This is a genomic window from Chryseobacterium antibioticum (assembly GCF_012927325.1).
Classification (GTDB): Bacteria; Bacteroidota; Bacteroidia; order Flavobacteriales; family Weeksellaceae; genus Chryseobacterium; species Chryseobacterium antibioticum.
Genome location: NZ_JABBGI010000005.1, coordinates 188671 through 208046 on the forward strand (window position 1 = coordinate 188671; position 19376 = coordinate 208046).

Genomic DNA, 19376 nt, shown 5'->3' on the forward strand with positions numbered 1-19376 from the left:
TTTACCAATAATGCCGATTTCATAGGCTTATCCTAAAACTAATGATGGTTGTTCTTGTTGTACAAAGCTTTCCAGTAGCTCTACAGCCAGGTCATTACCGCCTGCATTGAGTAAACTGGACTGAACTTCTTTCGCTGCGTTTCTGTATGCCGGGTTTTCCAGCAATTCAAAAACGGTTTCACGAAGAGCCTCCACCCGTAATCGCTTGTATCGGATGCTGATTCCACAGCCTGCTTTTTCAATTAATTTTGCGATATGAAAATGATCATAGGCAATCGGGGTAATGAGCATCGGCAATCCATTGGTGAAGGTATCGTTAACGGTATTGAAACCTCCGTGGCAGATCACCATATCCATATGCGGCATCAATGCTGATTGGGGCACAAAACCGCTTACAATAAAATTAGAAGGCCATTCTTCAAATATTTCCGGCGGGGTTGCTGCGATCACCGTTACAGGCTGATTGGCAAAGGCTGCCACTACCTTTTCAAAAAAGGCTTTCCGGATATCTACCAACAGTGTTCCGAGTGATACAAATATTTTCGGTGTCGTAGACGCTTCCAGTTTTCCCCAGTCAAAAGGGGCCGGGTTGGGACGTCCTTTTACCGGACCTACAAATCTCATATGTGATGGAACCGTTTCAAAATCCGCAAAAGTCTGTGACGTGAAGACCAGATTTAACTGATTGGAATGGATGAAAATTCCTTCATCATCAATCCCCACTTCTTTTTGAAGGTCTTTGATCAGGTTTTGCTGCCACTCGAATATTTTGGGTGCGTTATTTGCCGTATCGCCCATTACATCGGGAGGAACAGGTGTAGTCGTCACACATGGAATATTGTGTTTGTGGGCAAAAAGAGCTCCTCCAAAGGTGATGCAGTCATTCACCAGAACATCAGGCTTCCACGTACTGGTCAGACGCTCCAATCCAGGCATCATCATTTTAGCAAACGGAACATAGGTTTCCTCGAGTGCCAGTTTCATGACTTCAGGTCCTGAACAGGCCGGCCCGTCATCCTGTCTCTTTAAAATACGCTGAATATCCTCCTGAAACGGAACAAGATCTTCTTCAGGATAAAAATAACTTCCTCCTTCAGGAATATGTTTGTTGTCCAATGGAGTAATTCCAAACCATTTCACTTCGTGTCCGCGGGCGATCAAACTTGCACCAACGCTCAATGTTGGGCTGATATGTCCGAAAAACGGCGGAATTACAAATAAAAATTTAGAGCCAGGCTTTACTGTTTCGGCAGCAGGGATTAATGCTTTTTCAAGCAAATTGGCTGCAGTGGTTGTGCCTCCGGCTTCGGTGAAAGATTCACGAACCGTTTCAGCAGCTTCTTTATATTCTGGATTATTTAAAATATTTTTTACAGCTTCGTTCAAGTGATGGGATTTAAATCGGTTAAAATTAAGACGCTCTCCTGCTCCGGTACGCACCACACGTCCAGCCACATGCGACTGATCATATGCAATCGGGATCACCACCAACGGAAGACCGTTGGAAAGGGCTTCAGAGACGGTATTGTGACCGCCGTGGCAAACCACTCCATCCAGATGTGGCAGCAGATCCAGTTGCGGAACCTGATGATAGACCATGAAATTTTCCGGCCAGCTATCAAAAAGCTTTGGATCAGAAACCAATACAACGGTCATATCTTCATCTTTAAAAGCATCAACCACCTTTTGGAAGAAAACTTTTTTATGATCATGATCGAAAGTTGTTCCGATGCTTACCAGGATCTTTTTGTTGGTACTGCTTTTAAATCTGTCCCAATCAAATTCACTGGAGATCCGGCGTTCCGTAAGAACAGGTCCCGTAAATTGATAGTTTTCCGGCAGATCCATTTCGCCAAAGAAATATTTTGAAGTTAAAACAAGGGTCAACAGATCCGAAGAAGCTAATGAACGGTTTTCCGTCACACCCAGTTCTTTCTGCAGTTCAATGATTTTATTGACTTCCCATTCGTGTACTTTAGGCAGCTCATCCATCATTTTAATGGCAGCCGGAGCGGTAACTGAGGTACTGTAGGGAAGATTCAGTTTTTTAGCGGCAATAGCAGCAGCAAATAACTGATGATCTCCAATCACCATATCGGGCTGATATTGTTTCAGCAAGGTAACGATTCCATTGTAGCAATGTCTGTTTAAAGGAATCAGTACGTCATCGTAAAGAAACTTAATACTGTCGATACCGTAGACTACTTTTTTAGAAATAATATCGAGATAGCTTTCGCTTTCTCTTTTTTCCTCGTCGGTCTGGTCATATTGAATGAGTAAAAGTTCTCCTCCGACAGGAAGTTTCGTACTTAAATTTTTATCAAGACTGATCCAGGCCACTTTATGTCCTCTTTGCAATAATTCTGCACCGATGCTTAAGGTTGGATTGACATGGCCTGTCAATGGTGGAACAACAAATACAAATTTAGCCATGATTTTGTGTTAATGTGTTAGATAATGATTGAGATAAAAAATGAACCATCGATTCTGCGATCTGAACGGGTTCCTGTATCGGAACGTTATGATCACCGGAAATCAGTTCCAGTTCAGATGAAATAATCTGCATTTTCAGCCATTCACCCGTAGGTTTACAGTTCGATTCGGATCCGTAAAGCAAAAGTGTAGGAATATCCAGTTCTGAGAAATTGACTTCACTCAGAAAATGTTTTTCCCTGATCATATCTGCCTTGATGCTGGTCTTTTCAAACAGGAATTCATACATCCGGTGATTTTTCTCCATCTGCCTTTTGCCCATCTGCACTTTGGTAGTGTCCGTAAAATTGGCCACATAATGTTCGAGGAATTCTTTGCTGTATTCATCGATGATGTTACGGGCCTTTTCGTCCTGAGGATCCGGTGCTTCTATGACCACCAGCTGACTCACACGGTCCGGAGCTTTCAGGGCTGTTTTCAAAGCGATAAGTCCTCCGAAACTGTATCCGGCCAAATGTACTTTTTTGAGGTTTAAAACATCCATCAAAGCCAAAAGATCAGACAACATACTTTCCAGATCGTAACCGTCTGTAAAACGCTCACTCATGCCATGGCTTTTCAAATCGTACATCACCACATGGAAATGCTTCGCCAGAATAGGGGCAATATTGAAATAATATATGGACAGGTTGCTGAACATCCCGTGGATAAGCACCACCGTCTGTTCAGCCCCTTTGTTGAGTTCCTGAATATGAACCTGTTTATGATTAACCGTGATTATTGGCATTCGTAGATATAATTAATAATCATACTCAGGTCAAGGTCGATCAACTGATCTAAGTCCATTGAAGACAGCCATCCTGTAAAATCAATCTGATCCCCGAAATACGCTTTGATCTTCTCGGAAAAAGAAACGATTTCTATACTGTCCATTTCCAGATCTTTCGTGAATGAACTGTCCGGAGTGATGTCCATTTCCTCTACAAATTCAGCGCCTATCACTTCAGTAATAAAACCTTTCAAAAGAGTGAACAATTCTTCGTGATTCAATTTTAATGTGTGGTTTATAGTGTCCATCCGATAATATATTTTTTATGTTTAATAGTTTTTATTTCAGTTTGGTTGATCCATAAGTGATCTCCCTCAACATGGGTGATTTCAAAGGCTTTTGGATTTCCTTTCAGTCCGGTTCCGAGAAACTTTCCGTAGGCTTCTTTGGCTACCCAGAACTTGGTGGTCCATTCTGCCTGATCTCTGTCTTTTAATAAGGTTAATTCGTGATCGGTAAATACCAGATCATAGAATCCGGAACTGCGTTCCTCAATGATCTCCATGTCGATTCCTACCGGGCCGCCCTGGCGTGCAATACCTACCGCATCTTTTTCTTTATGTGCTAAAGAAATATGGATATCTTCAGTGACATCGCCTATCAGATAAGGTTTTCCGACTTCATCTTTCCCTATTTCAAAAGTGATGGGAAAACAAGGATGATTTTTCTTTTCGCGGAGAAGGTTCCGAACGGCATCTTTCACCGCTACACGGCTCACCATCCATTCTTTTCGTTTATTAGGAAACAACTGCTGATGGTATTGTTTTTCCGTCTGGTTGAAATATCTTTTGAGAATAAAATCCCACGAAGCGACTCTCGTGTATGCCTGATGAAAGAAAAATACCTCAGGGGCTATTTCTTCCGAAAGACGATTGTGTAAAGGCGACATGGAAACGTTCCAAAGAGGCTCGTCAATTTCTAATCGGCGGTTTTGCCAGCCGGTAATCGCGCACCATACTTTTCCGTCTCTTTTGAGAATGATATCTGCAATGGCAAATTCTTCATTGAGTTCGGTAAGGATGCAGGTACATTCAAAAAGGCCGTTCTGGTCCTCCATATCACCAAAGAATTCAATATCTCTGATTTTCACAGGGAAAGCAATACGGTCTTTCGTTAAGGTTAATTGTAACCACAGTCCGAATAACTGTCCGGCATTATCCAGTAAGGATCCTTTCCCTCCGTTTCCTTTGATTTTTCCTACAATTCCTTTCGTTCCTACTGCTGAAATTTCAGTAATTCCCTGGTACAGTTCTCCATGGAACATATGTTTGTCATAGATCTCTTCAGGTGTTCTTTCGATAGGCAGAAGATCCCCGATTGCCAGGTTAAAGACAGGAACAGCAGGCGCAGATAAAGCCAGTAAGACTTCTGCATTCGCAAAGTTTTCGATATCAAGGTAGGCATGGTTATTTGAACGCCATTCTCCTTTGACTGTTTTTTCAAAAGGTTTGGCGACATTCATCCATTGAAACACACTCACATTCATGATTTTATGAACGCGGGTTCCGGGTATTTCGGCCTGTGCTATTTCTGCTAACTGCTCAAAAATCATGGTCATCGGGATCACCGGCTCCATATCAGAAACATTGGTCCAACCTTTCGGCTGTCTCAATAAACTGTGATCGATGAGGTAAGGATGAGTATCTAAAGTAACATACAGAAGTTTCGAGAAATTCTTGCTGACAGGTGCTTTAGAAACCACAGGTCTTGGAACTGTAATTTCCGGACGGTTTTGAAACAGCGTCAGTACTTCTTCCTGCATCCGGATCATATCGGTGATATTATCCTGGAAAGCCTGAACAAGCGGATGACCAGTCTTAGCCACCGTCGCTGAAACTGCATTTTGTTTTGGCATTTCAAAAGATTGAGCCAGATTCTGAATTTCTTTAAAATCACGGATAATCGGTGACCCTAACTGTAACTTTATTCCTTTTCCAGATGATTTTTTAGATGGGTTTTGTACTTCTAAAAAGTCCAATGCTACTGTTTTACCTTCCACAAATAATGCGGCTACAACACGCTGCAACTGAGCCAGTGCAGATCTTGTGGCTACGCTGGAAGCAATCGTACTGAATGCTTTTCCTTTTAAGGTATCATCAATAAACCCGATCAGTCCTCCGGTACCAATCTGGATAAAGAATCTCGCTCCTTCTTCGTACAGTTTATCCGTCAGTTCACGGAAGCGGACTGGCTGAACCAAATGTTCTGCACTTAGTTTTCTGATGGCATCCTGATCGGCAGGATACGGCTCCAAAGTCGTTGCCGACCATAACGGAATCTTCGTCTGTTGAAACTGCGCTTTTTCCATTCCAGCCAGGATCACATCCAGTTTATCAGCGATAAAAGGCGAGTGAAAACCGGATTGGAACGGCAGAATCTGATGAAAAATCTGTTTTGATTTTAACAATGGAACCAGTTCATCCAAGGCTGCATTACTGCCACAAAGGATCACCTGATTGGGACAATTGTCATTGGAAATATAAAGATTGGGAATCGCATCGATAAAAGGCTTGACGGCATCAATCCCCGCTCCGATTGCAATGAATCTGGAATCTTTTAATTCAAAGGTTTCCGGATTCAGAACATCAATCAAAGCTTTTACAGAATTCACTTCTGCCAGTTCGGAGGAATATCCAGCGAGCCATTCTCCCAGACTGTGTCCGGCATTCATATCCGGAACAATTCCCAGTTTTTTCAGTGCGTTGTCAAGAATACTGCATTTGTTGAAAATTCCCAATGCATCGGTTAATAAACCTTCTCCTTCTGTTTCGATAGGTTCGGTTAATCCAAAATAACGGCTCACACTGTCCACTTCCCCTTTCGCAAGGCCATCCAGCCCAGGAAATACGAAGGCTATTTTGCCTCCATCCTTCAATAAAGGCGTTTTGGTGTACCAAATATCCTGTTTATTGCGCCAAGGATTGTCTTTAGCTACAATTTTAATGGCTTTTTCTATTCTTTCAGGTGTTGGGTCGAATAAAGCAATCCGGTAATCCCCTTCTCCTACTCTGTTTTCGTTGTTTTTTAAAGCAGAAAGTAATTCTTCGTGTGTGGGTCTTGCCAATACTAAAACGCTGTCTTTTTTTGGCATATCATAGCCTTCCAAAACGACGTGCGCATTGATCCCTCCAAATCCGAAGGCATTGACTGCCGCTACTTTCGGCAAACCTGTTTTTGACCATCTTTTCGGTTCCTGTACCGGAGCAAAACGGGTCTGCTCCATATCTGCAATTGGATTTTCGCAATATAATGTAGGCGGTAAAGTATCATGATGAAGCGCCAGACAGGTCTTGATTAAACCTGCAATTCCGGCAGCTGGCATGGCATGTCCGATATTAGATTTGACAGATCCGATTCCTGCAGCCTGGGTTGTTTCTTCTTTAGTAAAAAACTGCGCTAAGGTCTGAAGTTCTGTTTTATCTCCAAGCGGTGTTCCTGTGCCGTGAGCTTCAAGATATCCAATCTGTTTTTCATCCAGATCTGCATTAATCCATGCTTGTTGCAACGCTTTAAGCTGACCTTTAACGGACGGGCTCATCACGCTGGTTCCGTTACCATCGCTGCTTACTCCAACGCCTTTGATTACGGCATAGATCTTATCCTGATCACGGACTGCATCTTCCAATCGTTTTAATACGACAAAACCACAGCCTTCGCCAATTAATAATCCGTCTGCATCGCTACTGAACGGCTTGATCTGCTGTTGATGTGAAAGCGCTCCCAGCTGGGCAAAAATACTCCAGAAAGCAGCATTCTGTCCGGTATGTACACCTCCTGCTATGACCATATCACAACGGCCACGGTTCAATTCCTGAACTGCGTGATCTACTGCAATCAGGGCACTTGCACAGGCGGCATCTACTGTAAAAGCAGCACCGCCTAAATTGAAACGGTTGGCAACCAAAGAGGCAACCAAATTAGGAATTAATCCCATGGCAGTATCGGCTGCAAAGCGTCCTTTTCGCTCCTGAAAAGCATGTTTCACCTTTTCGATATCTGCTGTAGACACTTGGGGTAATAGTTCCTGTAGCAACGAAGAAATCTGTTCTCCGGTGCGCACGATTTCAATCGCACGCGTCGCTCCGGGACCGGTATAGTTTCCTTTACCGATAATGATTCCAGTTTTCTCAAGAGAAGTTCCCTTTTGAAATACACCGGCATCTTCCAGGGCTTTCTGCACCAGATCAAGAGTTAATAAATGATCCGGCTCCGTACCTTCTACTGCTAATGGGAGAATCCCAAAAGCCGTTGGATCAAATTCATAATCTGAAATAAATCCACCGCGTTGACAGTAAAATCTGTCGACAGGACTGGTAGCATCACTGAAGTGTACAGGATCAATCCTATCAGCCGGAGCCGATTGGGTAGAATCTACTTTATTGACAATATTCTGCCAAAAAGTGTTGGCATCCTGTGCCCCGGGAAAGACACAGGATAAGCCAATAACAGCAACATCTGTTTTTTTCATAGTTATTGTTTACAGAGGTTTACCAGTTGTTTCCGGACATGATCAATACCTGACTTTCGGTTCCGTATTTGATCTCATTAAGGAAAATTTCTTTTCCTTGGTCCAATGGAATTAAAGAGATACCACGACGTTCATATTCTGTTTCCAGCGTTGACGAAACCATTCCGGCTCCTTTCCATGGGCCCCAGTTGATGGAGATTACTTTCCCTTTTAATTTTTTGTTTAAAGCTTTCGCATAATCATCCAGTACAGAGTTGGCCGCAGCGTAATCTGTCTGACCTTTATTTCCATATACTGAAGCGATGCTTGAGAAGAGCACTACAAACTGACAGTCGGCACGAAGCTGTTCTGCCAATACACGAAGTGGTTTTACTTTGGTATCAAAGACGCGTTCAAATGAACTGGATGTCTTTTGCCTGAACAGTTTATCTTCTAAAAGACCTGCTCCATGAATCACCCCGTCTAAACGGCTATATTTTTCGTAAATATTTTTGATTAAATCAGACAATCCTTCCTCGTCACAAAGATCTAAGGATTGGTAAACCACCTTACTTCCCAGTTGTTCCATATCTCGGATAGTACGCAGTATCTGATTGTTTTTGAAAATTCTTACGGTCTCTTTTTCTATTTCAGCAGGAGAAGTGAATTTTCCGGATTTAATAAGATAGCTTCTTATTTCTTCCTTGGTTTTCATGGCTTCCACTTCTTTAAGGTCCGCTATGACATCTCTAGGATCCGCCGATCTTCCTACCAGAATATAGGTACACGGGTACGCTCCAGACATATGCTTCACCAGTTCAGCAGTGATTCCCTGTCCGCCTCCGAGTACTAAGACAACAGATTCCTGATCCAGCTGGATATGCGCCTCTTCAAGGCTTGTTGACAATGGAGAAGGGATAATATCTATTTTGTGTCTTTGGTCGTGTTTGTAAATGACTTCAGAAGGTTTATCAGTCGTTAATATTTCTTTTAAAGCAATCTCCGTAATCTGATCAACTTCCTGTGGCGTGCTCAGACTGATCAGCCTGCAAGAAGTTTGTTCAAATTCTCTCGCTAAACTTTTGAAAAGTCCCGGATAACCTTTGTAATGGCGTAAAAGACGGGTATCCGTCAATTCATGAATATGAGCTGGAATGTCCGAAATCAGATACACCCATTTGGCTTTATCTAGATCCAGTTTCTTGATCTGATCCACATGTTCAATGATGCTGTGTTTTACCGTTGAGGAGAACAGATCCAGAATGATAAGTCCGTCAAAATCTTTAAGATCTCTTTCTGTATCCACCAATTCTGCGATAGCGCCATATTTTTCAAGGGTGTTTTTGATCGCCATCGTCTGCGGACTGTTGTCCTGAGTGATCGCAAAACGTTTTCCCTTTATGATTTCAGTATTCTGTTCTGTAGAAACATCAGTTGGGGTCAAACCAAAACGAAGACGTGACAATACGTTTTGTACTGGTTCAGCATCATTGTTTCCACTCATTTCGATGATCCATGAGGCTAATCCTTTTAATGTTTTAATGGCTGCCAGTTTTTCCATCAGATCATCAGCTTGGTCCATATCTTGTCCGAAACCTATTTTGGTTTTAAGGTCTCCGATAATTTCCATACGTTTAATAGAGTCGATACTCAAATCTGCTTCCAGATCGAGATCCAATCCAAGCATTTCCTTTGGATAACCTGTTTTTTCACTGACGATATCCAGAATTATATTTTGAAGTTCTTCCAGAGAGAATGCAGATTTACTTTCTACTTCTGCTGTCGGTGTTGCTAGAGTTCCGTTTTTTTCAGGAGCAGATGTTGCAGTTCCTGTCAATTCTGTCAACCAAGAAACAAGACCGCTTAAAGTTTTGATCGATGCTAATTTTTCCATGATCATATCTTCATTGGCATGATCTGATGTAAGGGCTCCCAGCTCACTGCGAAGTGTTCCAATGATTTCTACCCTTTTGATAGAGTCGATACTCAAATCAGCTTCCAGGTCCATTTCCATGCCCAGCATTTCTTGAGGATACCCTGTTTTATCGCTTACAACCTGTAGCAATAGGGTTTTAATATCTTTTACCGGAGCCTGTTTTACAGCAACAGCAGCTGGCTTTTCTACATTAACCGGCTGTGCAGGAATCATCACCAAACGATCGTTCACAGGTGCGTGTACCGGTGCAACATAAACAGGTGCGGGGCTGACTTGTGGATTCTGGCCCAGGAAGGAAAGCATCACATCACGCTGTGCCTGGATCAGCTGTTTCATGGTATTTAAATATTCTTGCATCATACGTTCAGCAGCGGGCTGAGATTCGGCTACAGGAGCTGGTTGGTTATTGGTAAAATTGTTCATTGGAATAGGATTTAATATAGGTAGCGCACCATTGGCTGGCAGGCTGCCTGTTGTTGGATGTGCCGTCTGTCCGTTCACACGCCAGATGGCTGGATTTTTCTTATACAGTTCAGGCTGGTCCATCTGAATCAGTCTGGCATTACGGCCATCGAAAAGTTTTTCGATGCTGAAGCTTCTGCCTGTTCCCAGATATTGTGCCAGCATGGAAAGAAGATGGCTCAGTTTATTTCGGTTGCTGTCTTCTACATACAGGATCAGCTGATCTTTCTCTAAGCACGATTTCGTCAGGCCGGAAAGAACTTTTCCGGGTCCTACTTCAATGAATATTCTGGCTCCGTCCTCATACATCGCCTGAATTTCTTCTACAAATCTCACGGGCTGTACCAAATGATCCGTCAGTCTTTCTTTGATTTCTGAAGGAGCTGTCGGATAGATTTCAGCAGTTGTATTCGACCAAACCGGAATCTGCATTTCATGGAAAGGAACGCCTTTTAAAACCTCATCATATAAGCCTTTGGATTTGGCTAATAATGGACTGTGGAATGCACAGGCTACTTCTAATTTCTTTGCAGAGATACGCTCCTGTTTTAGGGTTTCCATTAATTTATTGATAGCTGGCGTACTTCCTGCTACCACACATTGGGTTGGAGCATTATAATTAACCGGATAACATCCTTCTGTTTTGTCTAATATCGGCTGTAACTGTTCTCTTGTCGCGCTTACCGCAATCATAGTACCCGGATCTCCGCCTTCTACTGAATCCAGAATGGCATGAGCCCTTTGAATACTTAAATCCACCAGTTTTTCTTCTTCAAAAACTCCGGCAAAGCATAAAGCAGGTAGTTCACCATAGCTGTGACCAGCTACCATATCTGGAACGATGTCCAGCGATTGAAGGAATTTAGCCAAAGCGAGATCAACTATCCCCAGAATGGGTTGTGCCAAGCGGGTATCTTTAATGGTTTCTTTCTGTTGTTTTAAAGCAGCTTCATTAAAGGTAGCTGAAGGGAAAACTACTTTTTCCAGTTCAGGATATCCATCGATCAGTTTTCTCATCGCCGGGAAAGCCACGAACAGATCGCGGGCCATGTTGATTCTCTGACTGCCTTGTCCAGGAAACAAGAATGCTACTTTACCATCGCGTTTATTCACCGTAAAAGTATCTTTGCTTTCAATGCCGGATAATGCCAATTCGATGTTCATCATCAAATGTTCGGCGGTATCAGCTACAATACTTAACTGGATTGGCTTTTCTGAACCAACCGCTAAACTGTAGGCCATATCTTTTAAAGGAATATCACCGTTGATCTCTAATAAAGACTTAATCTGAGCCAATTTGATTTTAGCCTCATCATACGTCTCACCACGGAATACAAATAATTCCGATGGCCACGATTGCAATACGGCAGAATCGTCCTGTTTAGGATGATTGCCAATGACTGTATGGAAGTTGGTTCCACCGAATCCAAAAGCACTGATTCCGGCATAACGGTTTTTCTCGCTCCACAATCCACTTTCTGCATAAAAAGCGAAAGGACTTGTTTCGGCATTATAATAAGCATTGGGTTGCTGTAAATGAAGCGTTGGAGGTTTTACCCCATGGTATACCGCCAAAGAAGCTTTGATCAATCCAGCTAATCCGGCCGCACATTTGGTGTGTCCGATCTGCGTTTTTACAGAACCTAAATGAGTTTGTCCCGGTATCGCTCCTGAACGGCTGAATAAATTGGTCAGTGCACTGAGTTCAGTTTTATCTCCTACAACAGTTCCTGTCCCGTGAGCTTCCACTAAACCGACTACCGCAGGACTGATTCCTGCCTGGGAATACGCACGTTCTAATGCCCGTACCTGCCCTATTTTTCTCGGAGCTGTAAGTCCAAGTGCTTTTCCGTCACTGGATCCCCCTACTCCTTTAATCACTGAATAAATACGATCGCCATCACGAACAGCATCTTCATATCTTTTTAAGACAAGAATCGCCACACCTTCTCCAAGGGCAATACCATCGGCATCACCATCAAATGTTGCACATCTTCCTTTTCTGGAAAGTGCATGAGTACTGGAAAACATAAGATAATCATTGATCCCATTATGTAAATCCGCTCCACCCGCGAGAACCATATCTGATTTTCCTAATATCAATTCCTGACAGGCCAGATCAATAGCTGCTAAAGAGGAAGCACACGCAGCATCTACCGTGAAATTTCTTCCCCCAAGATCCAGGCGGTTGGTAATTCTTCCTGCAATCACATTGGCCAGAATACCAGGGAATGAATCTTCTGTGGTATGCGGAAATGCCTGCTTCACCTCTTCATGAAGTTCTCCGAATACCTGTTTATAATATCCTCTGAAACTATAGCTATTAGCAAGGTCATTCCCTCCTTCAGCTCCGATAATTACAGAAATGTTTTCTCTGTTGATATGTTTTTCACCATAGCCGGCATCTTCCATCGCACGTTTAGCCACCAATAAGGTCAACAGCTGTGTTGGTTCAATGGCTGCCAGGGATTGCGGAGGAATTCCAAATGCTAAAGGATCGAAATCTATTTTTGGAATAAATCCACCCCATTTGGAGTGAGACACATCCGGTCCGTCTGAATCGGGATGGTAATACAATTCTTTATTCCAGCGTTCATCAGGAACTTCTGTGACACTGTCTCTTCCCAAGATGATATTTCTCCAGTATTCTTCAAGGTTTTTAGCGCCCGGGAAAATACATTCCATCCCGACAATCGCTACATCCAGAGGTTTTTCTGTGGATACCGGTTGTTCCGGTAAAGCAGCCTCTTCAATATATTTATAGTTATCAATACTTACATTCTGATGAAGTGCGGCAACGGAGATCACACGGTTCTGCATGGTAGACACCTGACCGATCATATACATTCCCAGATCCAGCTGTTCGCTTGTTGGAATATTGATCAATTGATCGCCTTTACGCTCTACTCCTTTAGCAGCAATTCGAAGGCGGCCTACGTTTAATTTTTCCAGCTGTTCCCAAACTTCTTTTTTATCCATTCCGGCTGCAAGAAGTTTTGTCTTCTCTGTGCTAAAATGCTGGGCAAATGCTGTATTTAGACAGCGCGTTTCGTGTCCGGGTGCAGTCTCTAATAAGACCGTGTCTTTAGCCTGCATAGCCTGTACCTGAAATTCCTGCTGAATCGCTCCGGTTTGTACGGCTTCTTCAGTATAGAGGTAGGCGGTGCCTATCAATACCCCCACTTTTACACCTCTGGCTGCTAACGGAGCCGCCATGATGGAAACAAAAGCTGTTGAAAATGCATTATGGATCCCACCCGCAAAAAATACACTGATCTTTTCGGGATGATCTTCTTTTAAAATACGCTCGATTTGTTTTTCCCAAAGAACCATACTTGAAAGCGGGCCTACATGGCCTCCGCATTCACGGCCTTCAAAGATGAAGTTGGTAGCCCCTTCTTTTAAGAAAATATCCAATAGTGCAGGAGAAGGAACGTGAAGGAAGGTTGTTATTCCGGCCTTTTCAAATACCTTGGCCTGCGCCGGTCTTCCTCCGGCAATAAGGACTACGGAAGGTTTTGCTTCCAAAATATAGGATGTCTGTTCTTCTCTCAATTCCTGAGGGGCAAATCCAAGGATACCTACCCCCCATGTTTTTTCACCAGCCAGTTTTTTAGTATCCATTACCAAAGCTTTGGCAGCCTCTCCTTTAAGTAAGGATAAAGCCACAAAAGGCAAAGCTCCCGCTTCTGCAACTGCATTAGCAAATAAAGGCACATCACTGACACGGGTCATAGGTCCCTGTGCAATGGGATAACGAAGTCCCAGGTGTTTAGCCATCAGATTGTCCTGACTGATGACGTGAAGTGCTTTTGCCTGTTTCAGATGGCCATACATTGCTTCTTTAAATCCAAAAATCATTTTTTTCAGACTTTTGAAATCTTCATACAGGTCTATAGCCAATGAAATATCCTGACCCATTGGAATATAGCTCTTTGCAGGATCAAGATCGGTAAAATATGGTCTGAGTTCTTCAGTGCTTACATTTTCCGGTAACGCAGGTGAGTTGGGCCTCACCAATACACGATGGTTGGCTATAATTTTAGTTTCGGTTCCATTCAGTTTTGAGCATAGATCTTTAAAATCCTGTGGAACGGAACTCTCCGGGAACAAGGCAAGCTGACTATCCAGCACAACACCAATTGCTCCCAGCGATTTTACTGCTGCTGCGGTATGAAGCCCTATTCCACCCTGTACCCAAACAGGTATGCTTTTAATTTCTTTAATGATACGCTGAAACAATACAAATGTTGATTCATAGCCTACCAGACCTCCTGCCTCATTTCCTTTTATAATAATACCCTCTGCTCCCAACTGTTCGGCTTGTCTGGCTTCATCCAAACTGCTTACCTGATAAATAACAGGCAGGTCCGGAGCTATATCCATTGAAACACCGGAAGGAAATATGGCAAACCTTACTTTTTTGGGGATTTGAAGCGATATAAACGTATCGTTAGGAAAGTAAATACCGAATGATGGTATATCCGTCTGTTCAAGTTGATTGAGTGCTTCCTGAGCAACTGTCAGGTCATGTCCTAAACTTAAAACGGGAAACGCACCTGCCTGGTGCAGTTTAGGCATAAGATTCACATCCGGCTTTTCAAAAGGGGTTAATCCAATAATGGTTAAGTTTTTCATTTCATTTATGGTATTGAGATAATAACTGGGAAAACTTCATAACAAAATGTCAAACCTTTCGGCATAAAAAACATTTATCAATTATGAGGGAATAAAAATAATAAATTTATACTACATTTTCAATCATAAATAAAATTTAATAATAAATTATTAACAATAAATTATTATGAATTTAAATACCGTTAAAAAAAGTAGTATATATTTTTATTATCAGAAATAAGACGGCACAGTCTATTAGGTTCAATTATAAAGGTTTATAATTGATAATCTAAAGCAAATATAGAAATAAAAAACACAATAAATCAAAAATAAGAGAATTATTATTCTAATATTACAAAAAGATAACACACCTATAAAAGCGTATGGAATCTAGAAAAACCAACTTTTTTTTTTCCGGCAAAAAAGGTCAGATAATTCGGGATGGAAATAATTACTGCTTAAATTTCAGAAGATTTTTTCATAAAAAAACAACGTTGCTAAGAAGCAACGTTATGAAAATAAGAAGATTATGGAAATCATCTTTTATTAGATCGGAAAAATCACCGGATATACCTGTATAGGTTTCTAAGAGGGAAAAATAAATTTATATTAATTTTTATCGATATTTATATGCAATCAGTACAACTGTTTCACGGTTTCAATAATTCCAGTTTCAGCCTCAATAAACAGATAGATACTTCCTTCATCATGGAATAGATCCCCCTTTTTCATTTCAATCTGTCCTAAAAAATATAGCGGTTTATCATTTTTAATGGGCCACTCCGGATTTTGTATCCATTTGGGTGGTTTTGTCTGGTATTTAAAAAGTTCGGCGTACCGTTGTTTTATGTATTGCTTTTGGTCAGATTTGGAAAGGGTTCTGTCTTTTGGGACAATATATTTTTCAATATAATCGGCTTTTGCATCTATGTATTTGGGGCTGGCACTCAGTAACAGATCATAATCCTCAGAACGTTGTGTTGAAGTGAGCACTTCAATTCCAATTTTATCTAAAAAAAGTTTTACCGTTTCGTGAGCATTTAAAAGTCCTTCTGTAGTTGTATAGTTTTGCCCGATTAAGTACAGGAACGCAGTTGTATCCTGTAAATACGTTCCGTACCAATTAATCGCTGAATCTGAAAGGCGTTTTTCCAAGGCTGAATTGGTATAGAGTTGCTGTTCAAACTCCTTATCCGAAAGTTTTCCCTGAACAAAGTTCTTTAGAATTTGTATTTCATCTGCCATCTGTCAATATCTTTTTTCGTACTATAGCGTTAAAGATCAAATTTAGGAATTCTGTTTATTTAAACTTTACAGAATAAACCAATCATCTTTATTAAATTTTCAGATGCATTAATTTAATCTCTGTTACCGCTTTTAGCCTGTCGCACTGCCTGATTATCTTTTTGATTAAACCTATAGACCAAAGTCAGGCGATATCGGGCAGCATTAGGAATATTGCTTTGGCTGATTTCGTAGTCTGATCCTATTGTTCTGCTGTTTGACTTCCTCAGGCCGAACAGGTTGTTCACATCAAACATAAGCGTTGCTTTGTCTTTTAAGAAAGTTTTGCTCAGTCCAAAATCAATACTGTGCAGGGCATCTGTTCGGGTTTGAGCAGTAGCATTCGCCCCTCTGAAATTATAGAGGGTCTGGAAAGCGAGTTTATTCTTCAATTTCAACTGAGTGCTTATACGCGCAGTAAATGAATTGCCTGAATAGTCGAAGCTTTGGTTCTGGTAACTCCCCTGTTCGGCATAGTGAAATACATTAAGCTCGGTATTTACCTGCAACCATTTGACTGGATTATAGAGTATTGAAAGTTCAAAACCGTGACGTGTTTCTTTACTGATATTAACCGGCATGGTAATAAACAGACCTTCTGCATTCCGGAAAGTATAATCCTCCATGACTCCGGTATTTCGCTGATAATAGAAGGATGGGTTGAAAGTAAGCGTTTTCCAGTTTTTAAGAAAAGCCACTTCAAATACATTCGAGTAAGAGGGATTAAGATCCGGATTGCCGACGTAACGGCTGCTCAAATCAGTCAGTTCATTAAACGGATAAATCATCCCTAATCTTGGTCTGTTGATCCGCTTGCTGTAGCTTCCCTGCAAAGTGGTTTTTTCATTGAAACGGTAACTGATATTGAGTGTTGGAAACATTCGGTTATAATCTTTTTCAGCAGCATAGCTACCCACACGGTCTTCGATACCGATATGAGTAAGTTCACCACGTAAACCTCCCTGGTAACTGAAAGCTCCTGTTTTTCCGGAAAACTGCACGTAAGCACTCCCAATCAGCTCTTTATATAAAAGATGGTTATCAATCTGATCAATGGTCTCCCAACCTGCTGAATTCTGCTGTTCAGCGATAAAGTCGCTATTTACCCTGCGGTCCTCCATTTTCAAACCGAATTCCAGGGTTGAGGTGCTGTCCAGAGGCTGTACCATGTCTGTCTTAATCATAAAATCTTTACTCTCGCCCATCGAACTTGTTCTGATCATCGGAAAAACAGCTTCCATCGGGAAAACTTTGTGGGTTGACAAATTCCAGTCCTTGTCACTGTCCCAGAAATCGTACTGCATATCGACTGTCAGTTTCTTACCTGCTTTAGCAAAACTTTTGGTATAATTAAATTCCAGTTGATTATAGCTTCGTTTTTCCCATGATTCGCCACTGCGACTGAGACTACTATCGATTACAGCATTTTTATCAGAATATAAATAGTTCAGTTGAGTTTTGTCATGATCATGGGTTGAGTTCCGCATGAAAGCTGCGGTAATGGTATTATGGTCGTTGATCTTAAAATCTGCACCAAAATAGAGTAATTTAGCATCATCATGCCGGTTTTCATCCTGTCTCTGATTGAGATAAACAGGCGTTCCGAAAATCCCCGTAGACTGTTTCATCGTATAAAGACCAACATAATCTGACAACCGGATGCCATAGGTTGCAAACAGATTGAGTCTATCCGATTTATAATTGAGGCTGGGACTGATACGTGTTTCATTGGGAATACCTCCGACCAGACGTAACTGTCCGCTGAAACCTCCTTTTTTGTTCTTTTTAAGTATGATATTGATAATCCCCGCCGAACCTGCTGCATCGAATCTGGAAGAAGGATTGGTGATCACTTCCACGCGTTCTACCTGGTCGGCAGGAACCTGTTCCAAAGCATTCCCTTGTGTAAGTCCGGTGCGACGGCCGTCGATCAACACCAACACATTGCTGTTACCACGTAAACTGATTTCCCCACCTGGGCTGACACTCACGGAGGGAACAATATTGAGCAGATCCATTACTGCCCCCGATTGGGAGAGCACATCCTTTCCCACTTCGAACACCTTTTTGTCCAGTTTTAAGCTAACTGATGCACGTTGTCCGTTTAATGACACTTCCTGCAATAGTTTTGCATCTGGTTCTAAAATGAGGGTCCCTACATTGGTCACTTCGTTAGTTTTAACCTGTATCAGCTTACTGATGGTTTGAAATCCTGCAAGACTATAACCGACAGTATAATTTCCTGTTGGAATATTTTCCAGACGGAATACCCCTTTAGTATCCGAAATACCGGCGGCAATTGGTTGATCTGAATTTTCCTTTAGTGTTACGGTTACATAAGCTGCCGGTATACCTGATTTTTCATGAATGATACCGGTTACCTGACCATTCTGTCCCAATATATAAGGCGCAGATAAAATGATAAAGAAGGTGATTATTTGTTTCATGCTGTAAATTTAAATAGCGGATATATCTATTCACAGCACAAACATCTGAACAACTCTACGGGCTTTCAAACGGTCATCAGATTTTTCAAATTAGCTTGTATATTTACATTATGCATAATTTAATATTTTTATTAACACTGCTTCACCTATTAGCCACGCCTATTATCCGCAATGAAGACCCAATACCTGTTTATAAAATCGGGGATGATATGGCGTGGGCAGCTAAAAATTACCCTGATCAAGACTGGTCAGAAACCAGAGGCAATACTTCGGACAAGATATTCTGGTCACGTACTCAGCTTGATCTCCGTCCGGTGGAAAATGATCTGAGGCCTCTTGGACTTCAGATTGATTCCTTTGGGGCTTTTGAAGTGTACTGGGATGGTATACTGATTGGCAAAAACGGGCAGCTCCCGAAAACCGGACAATCAGAAATCCCGGGAACTGAGTGCAGCTACTACAGGATTCCGGATCATCTGATTTCTCCCGGTCTTCACACCATTGCTATGCGCAGTTCTCAATCATTGCATCCTGATGTACAGCGAAGCATTGGATTCCACATCAATAACCATACAACATTATTGACCGGACCATTGATTACGATGGCCTATATGAACCTAATGGCAGGCGCTTTTCTGATCGCGGCAGTCTATTACTTTTTTCTTTATCTGAACAGCAAGCGCAGACAAAAAGATATCCTCATATTTGCGACCATATGCCTAGTCATGGTCGGAAGAAATTCCGGTCATTTTTTTTTGCATTCTTATGTTTTGAAAACCTTTCCTGGATCCCCGCCCGCAAATACGATTAAAATTGCAGTAATCATATCCCGAAGTTCCATTTTGATGCGTCTTTTAGCGGTTTTGTAGCCCAAATCATTTGCTTTTTTATAGATCAGGAGCAGCATAGAAGCAATCATTG

At 41.9% G+C, this 19376-nt stretch carries 8 protein-coding genes; 1 reads left to right on the forward strand and 7 read right to left on the reverse strand.

Going from position 1 to position 19376, the window contains the following annotated elements:
* Nucleotides 1-27: 27 nt before the first annotated feature.
* From HHL23_RS05790 to HHL23_RS05820, 7 genes are all read right to left on the reverse strand, one after another.
* Nucleotides 28-2433 (reverse strand): glycosyltransferase, encoded by a 2406-nt coding sequence (locus HHL23_RS05790; protein WP_169233861.1) that lies wholly within the window; start codon nt 2431-2433, stop codon nt 28-30.
* A complete protein-coding gene (locus tag HHL23_RS05795) occupies nt 2426-3220 on the reverse strand; it encodes an alpha/beta fold hydrolase (RefSeq protein ID WP_169233862.1) in 795 nt (264 codons plus the stop codon). Before HHL23_RS05795 ends, HHL23_RS05790 begins: the two co-directional genes overlap by 8 nt.
* Complete coding sequence (locus HHL23_RS05800; RefSeq protein ID WP_169233863.1) at nt 3211-3510, reverse strand: acyl carrier protein; 300 nt, start codon at nt 3508-3510, stop codon at nt 3211-3213. The genes HHL23_RS05795 and HHL23_RS05800 overlap by 10 nt, the downstream gene beginning before the upstream one ends.
* Entirely contained in the window at nt 3498-7730 is a 4233-nt protein-coding gene (locus HHL23_RS05805; protein WP_169233864.1) for a type I polyketide synthase, read from the reverse strand. The genes HHL23_RS05800 and HHL23_RS05805 overlap by 13 nt, the downstream gene beginning before the upstream one ends.
* 19 nt (nt 7731-7749) lie before the next feature.
* Nucleotides 7750-14745, reverse strand: coding sequence for a type I polyketide synthase (locus HHL23_RS05810; RefSeq protein ID WP_185194855.1), 6996 nt, complete (start codon nt 14743-14745; stop codon nt 7750-7752).
* 615 nt (nt 14746-15360) lie between these two features.
* Nucleotides 15361-15969, reverse strand: a complete 609-nt coding sequence (locus HHL23_RS05815; RefSeq protein ID WP_169233865.1) for a hypothetical protein — start codon at nt 15967-15969, stop codon at nt 15361-15363.
* A 113-nt stretch (nt 15970-16082) separates the two neighbouring features.
* Nucleotides 16083-18455: an outer membrane beta-barrel family protein gene (locus tag HHL23_RS05820; RefSeq protein WP_169233866.1), complete on the reverse strand. Its 2373-nt coding sequence runs from the start codon at nt 18453-18455 to the stop codon at nt 16083-16085.
* A gap of 110 nt (nt 18456-18565) precedes the next feature.
* Here HHL23_RS05820 and HHL23_RS05825 point away from each other — a divergent pair, with 110 nt between their 5' ends.
* A complete protein-coding gene (locus HHL23_RS05825) occupies nt 18566-19324 on the forward strand; it encodes a hypothetical protein (protein WP_185194856.1) in 759 nt (252 codons plus the stop codon).
* The last annotated feature ends 52 nt before the right edge of the window (nt 19325-19376 follow it).

Coding starts and splice junctions, on each gene's coding strand:
- HHL23_RS05825 (WP_185194856.1), top strand. CDS start 18,566: ATGCATAATTTAATATTTTTATTAACACTGCTTCACCTATTAGCCACG.
- HHL23_RS05820 (WP_169233866.1), bottom strand. CDS start 18,455: ATGAAACAAATAATCACCTTCTTTATCATTTTATCTGCGCCTTATATA.
- HHL23_RS05815 (WP_169233865.1), bottom strand. CDS start 15,969: ATGGCAGATGAAATACAAATTCTAAAGAACTTTGTTCAGGGAAAACTT.
- HHL23_RS05810 (WP_185194855.1), bottom strand. CDS start 14,745: ATGAAAAACTTAACCATTATTGGATTAACCCCTTTTGAAAAGCCGGAT.
- HHL23_RS05790 (WP_169233861.1), bottom strand. CDS start 2,433: ATGGCTAAATTTGTATTTGTTGTTCCACCATTGACAGGCCATGTCAAT.
- HHL23_RS05795 (WP_169233862.1), bottom strand. CDS start 3,220: ATGCCAATAATCACGGTTAATCATAAACAGGTTCATATTCAGGAACTC.
- HHL23_RS05800 (WP_169233863.1), bottom strand. CDS start 3,510: ATGGACACTATAAACCACACATTAAAATTGAATCACGAAGAATTGTTC.
- HHL23_RS05805 (WP_169233864.1), bottom strand. CDS start 7,730: ATGAAAAAAACAGATGTTGCTGTTATTGGCTTATCCTGTGTCTTTCCC.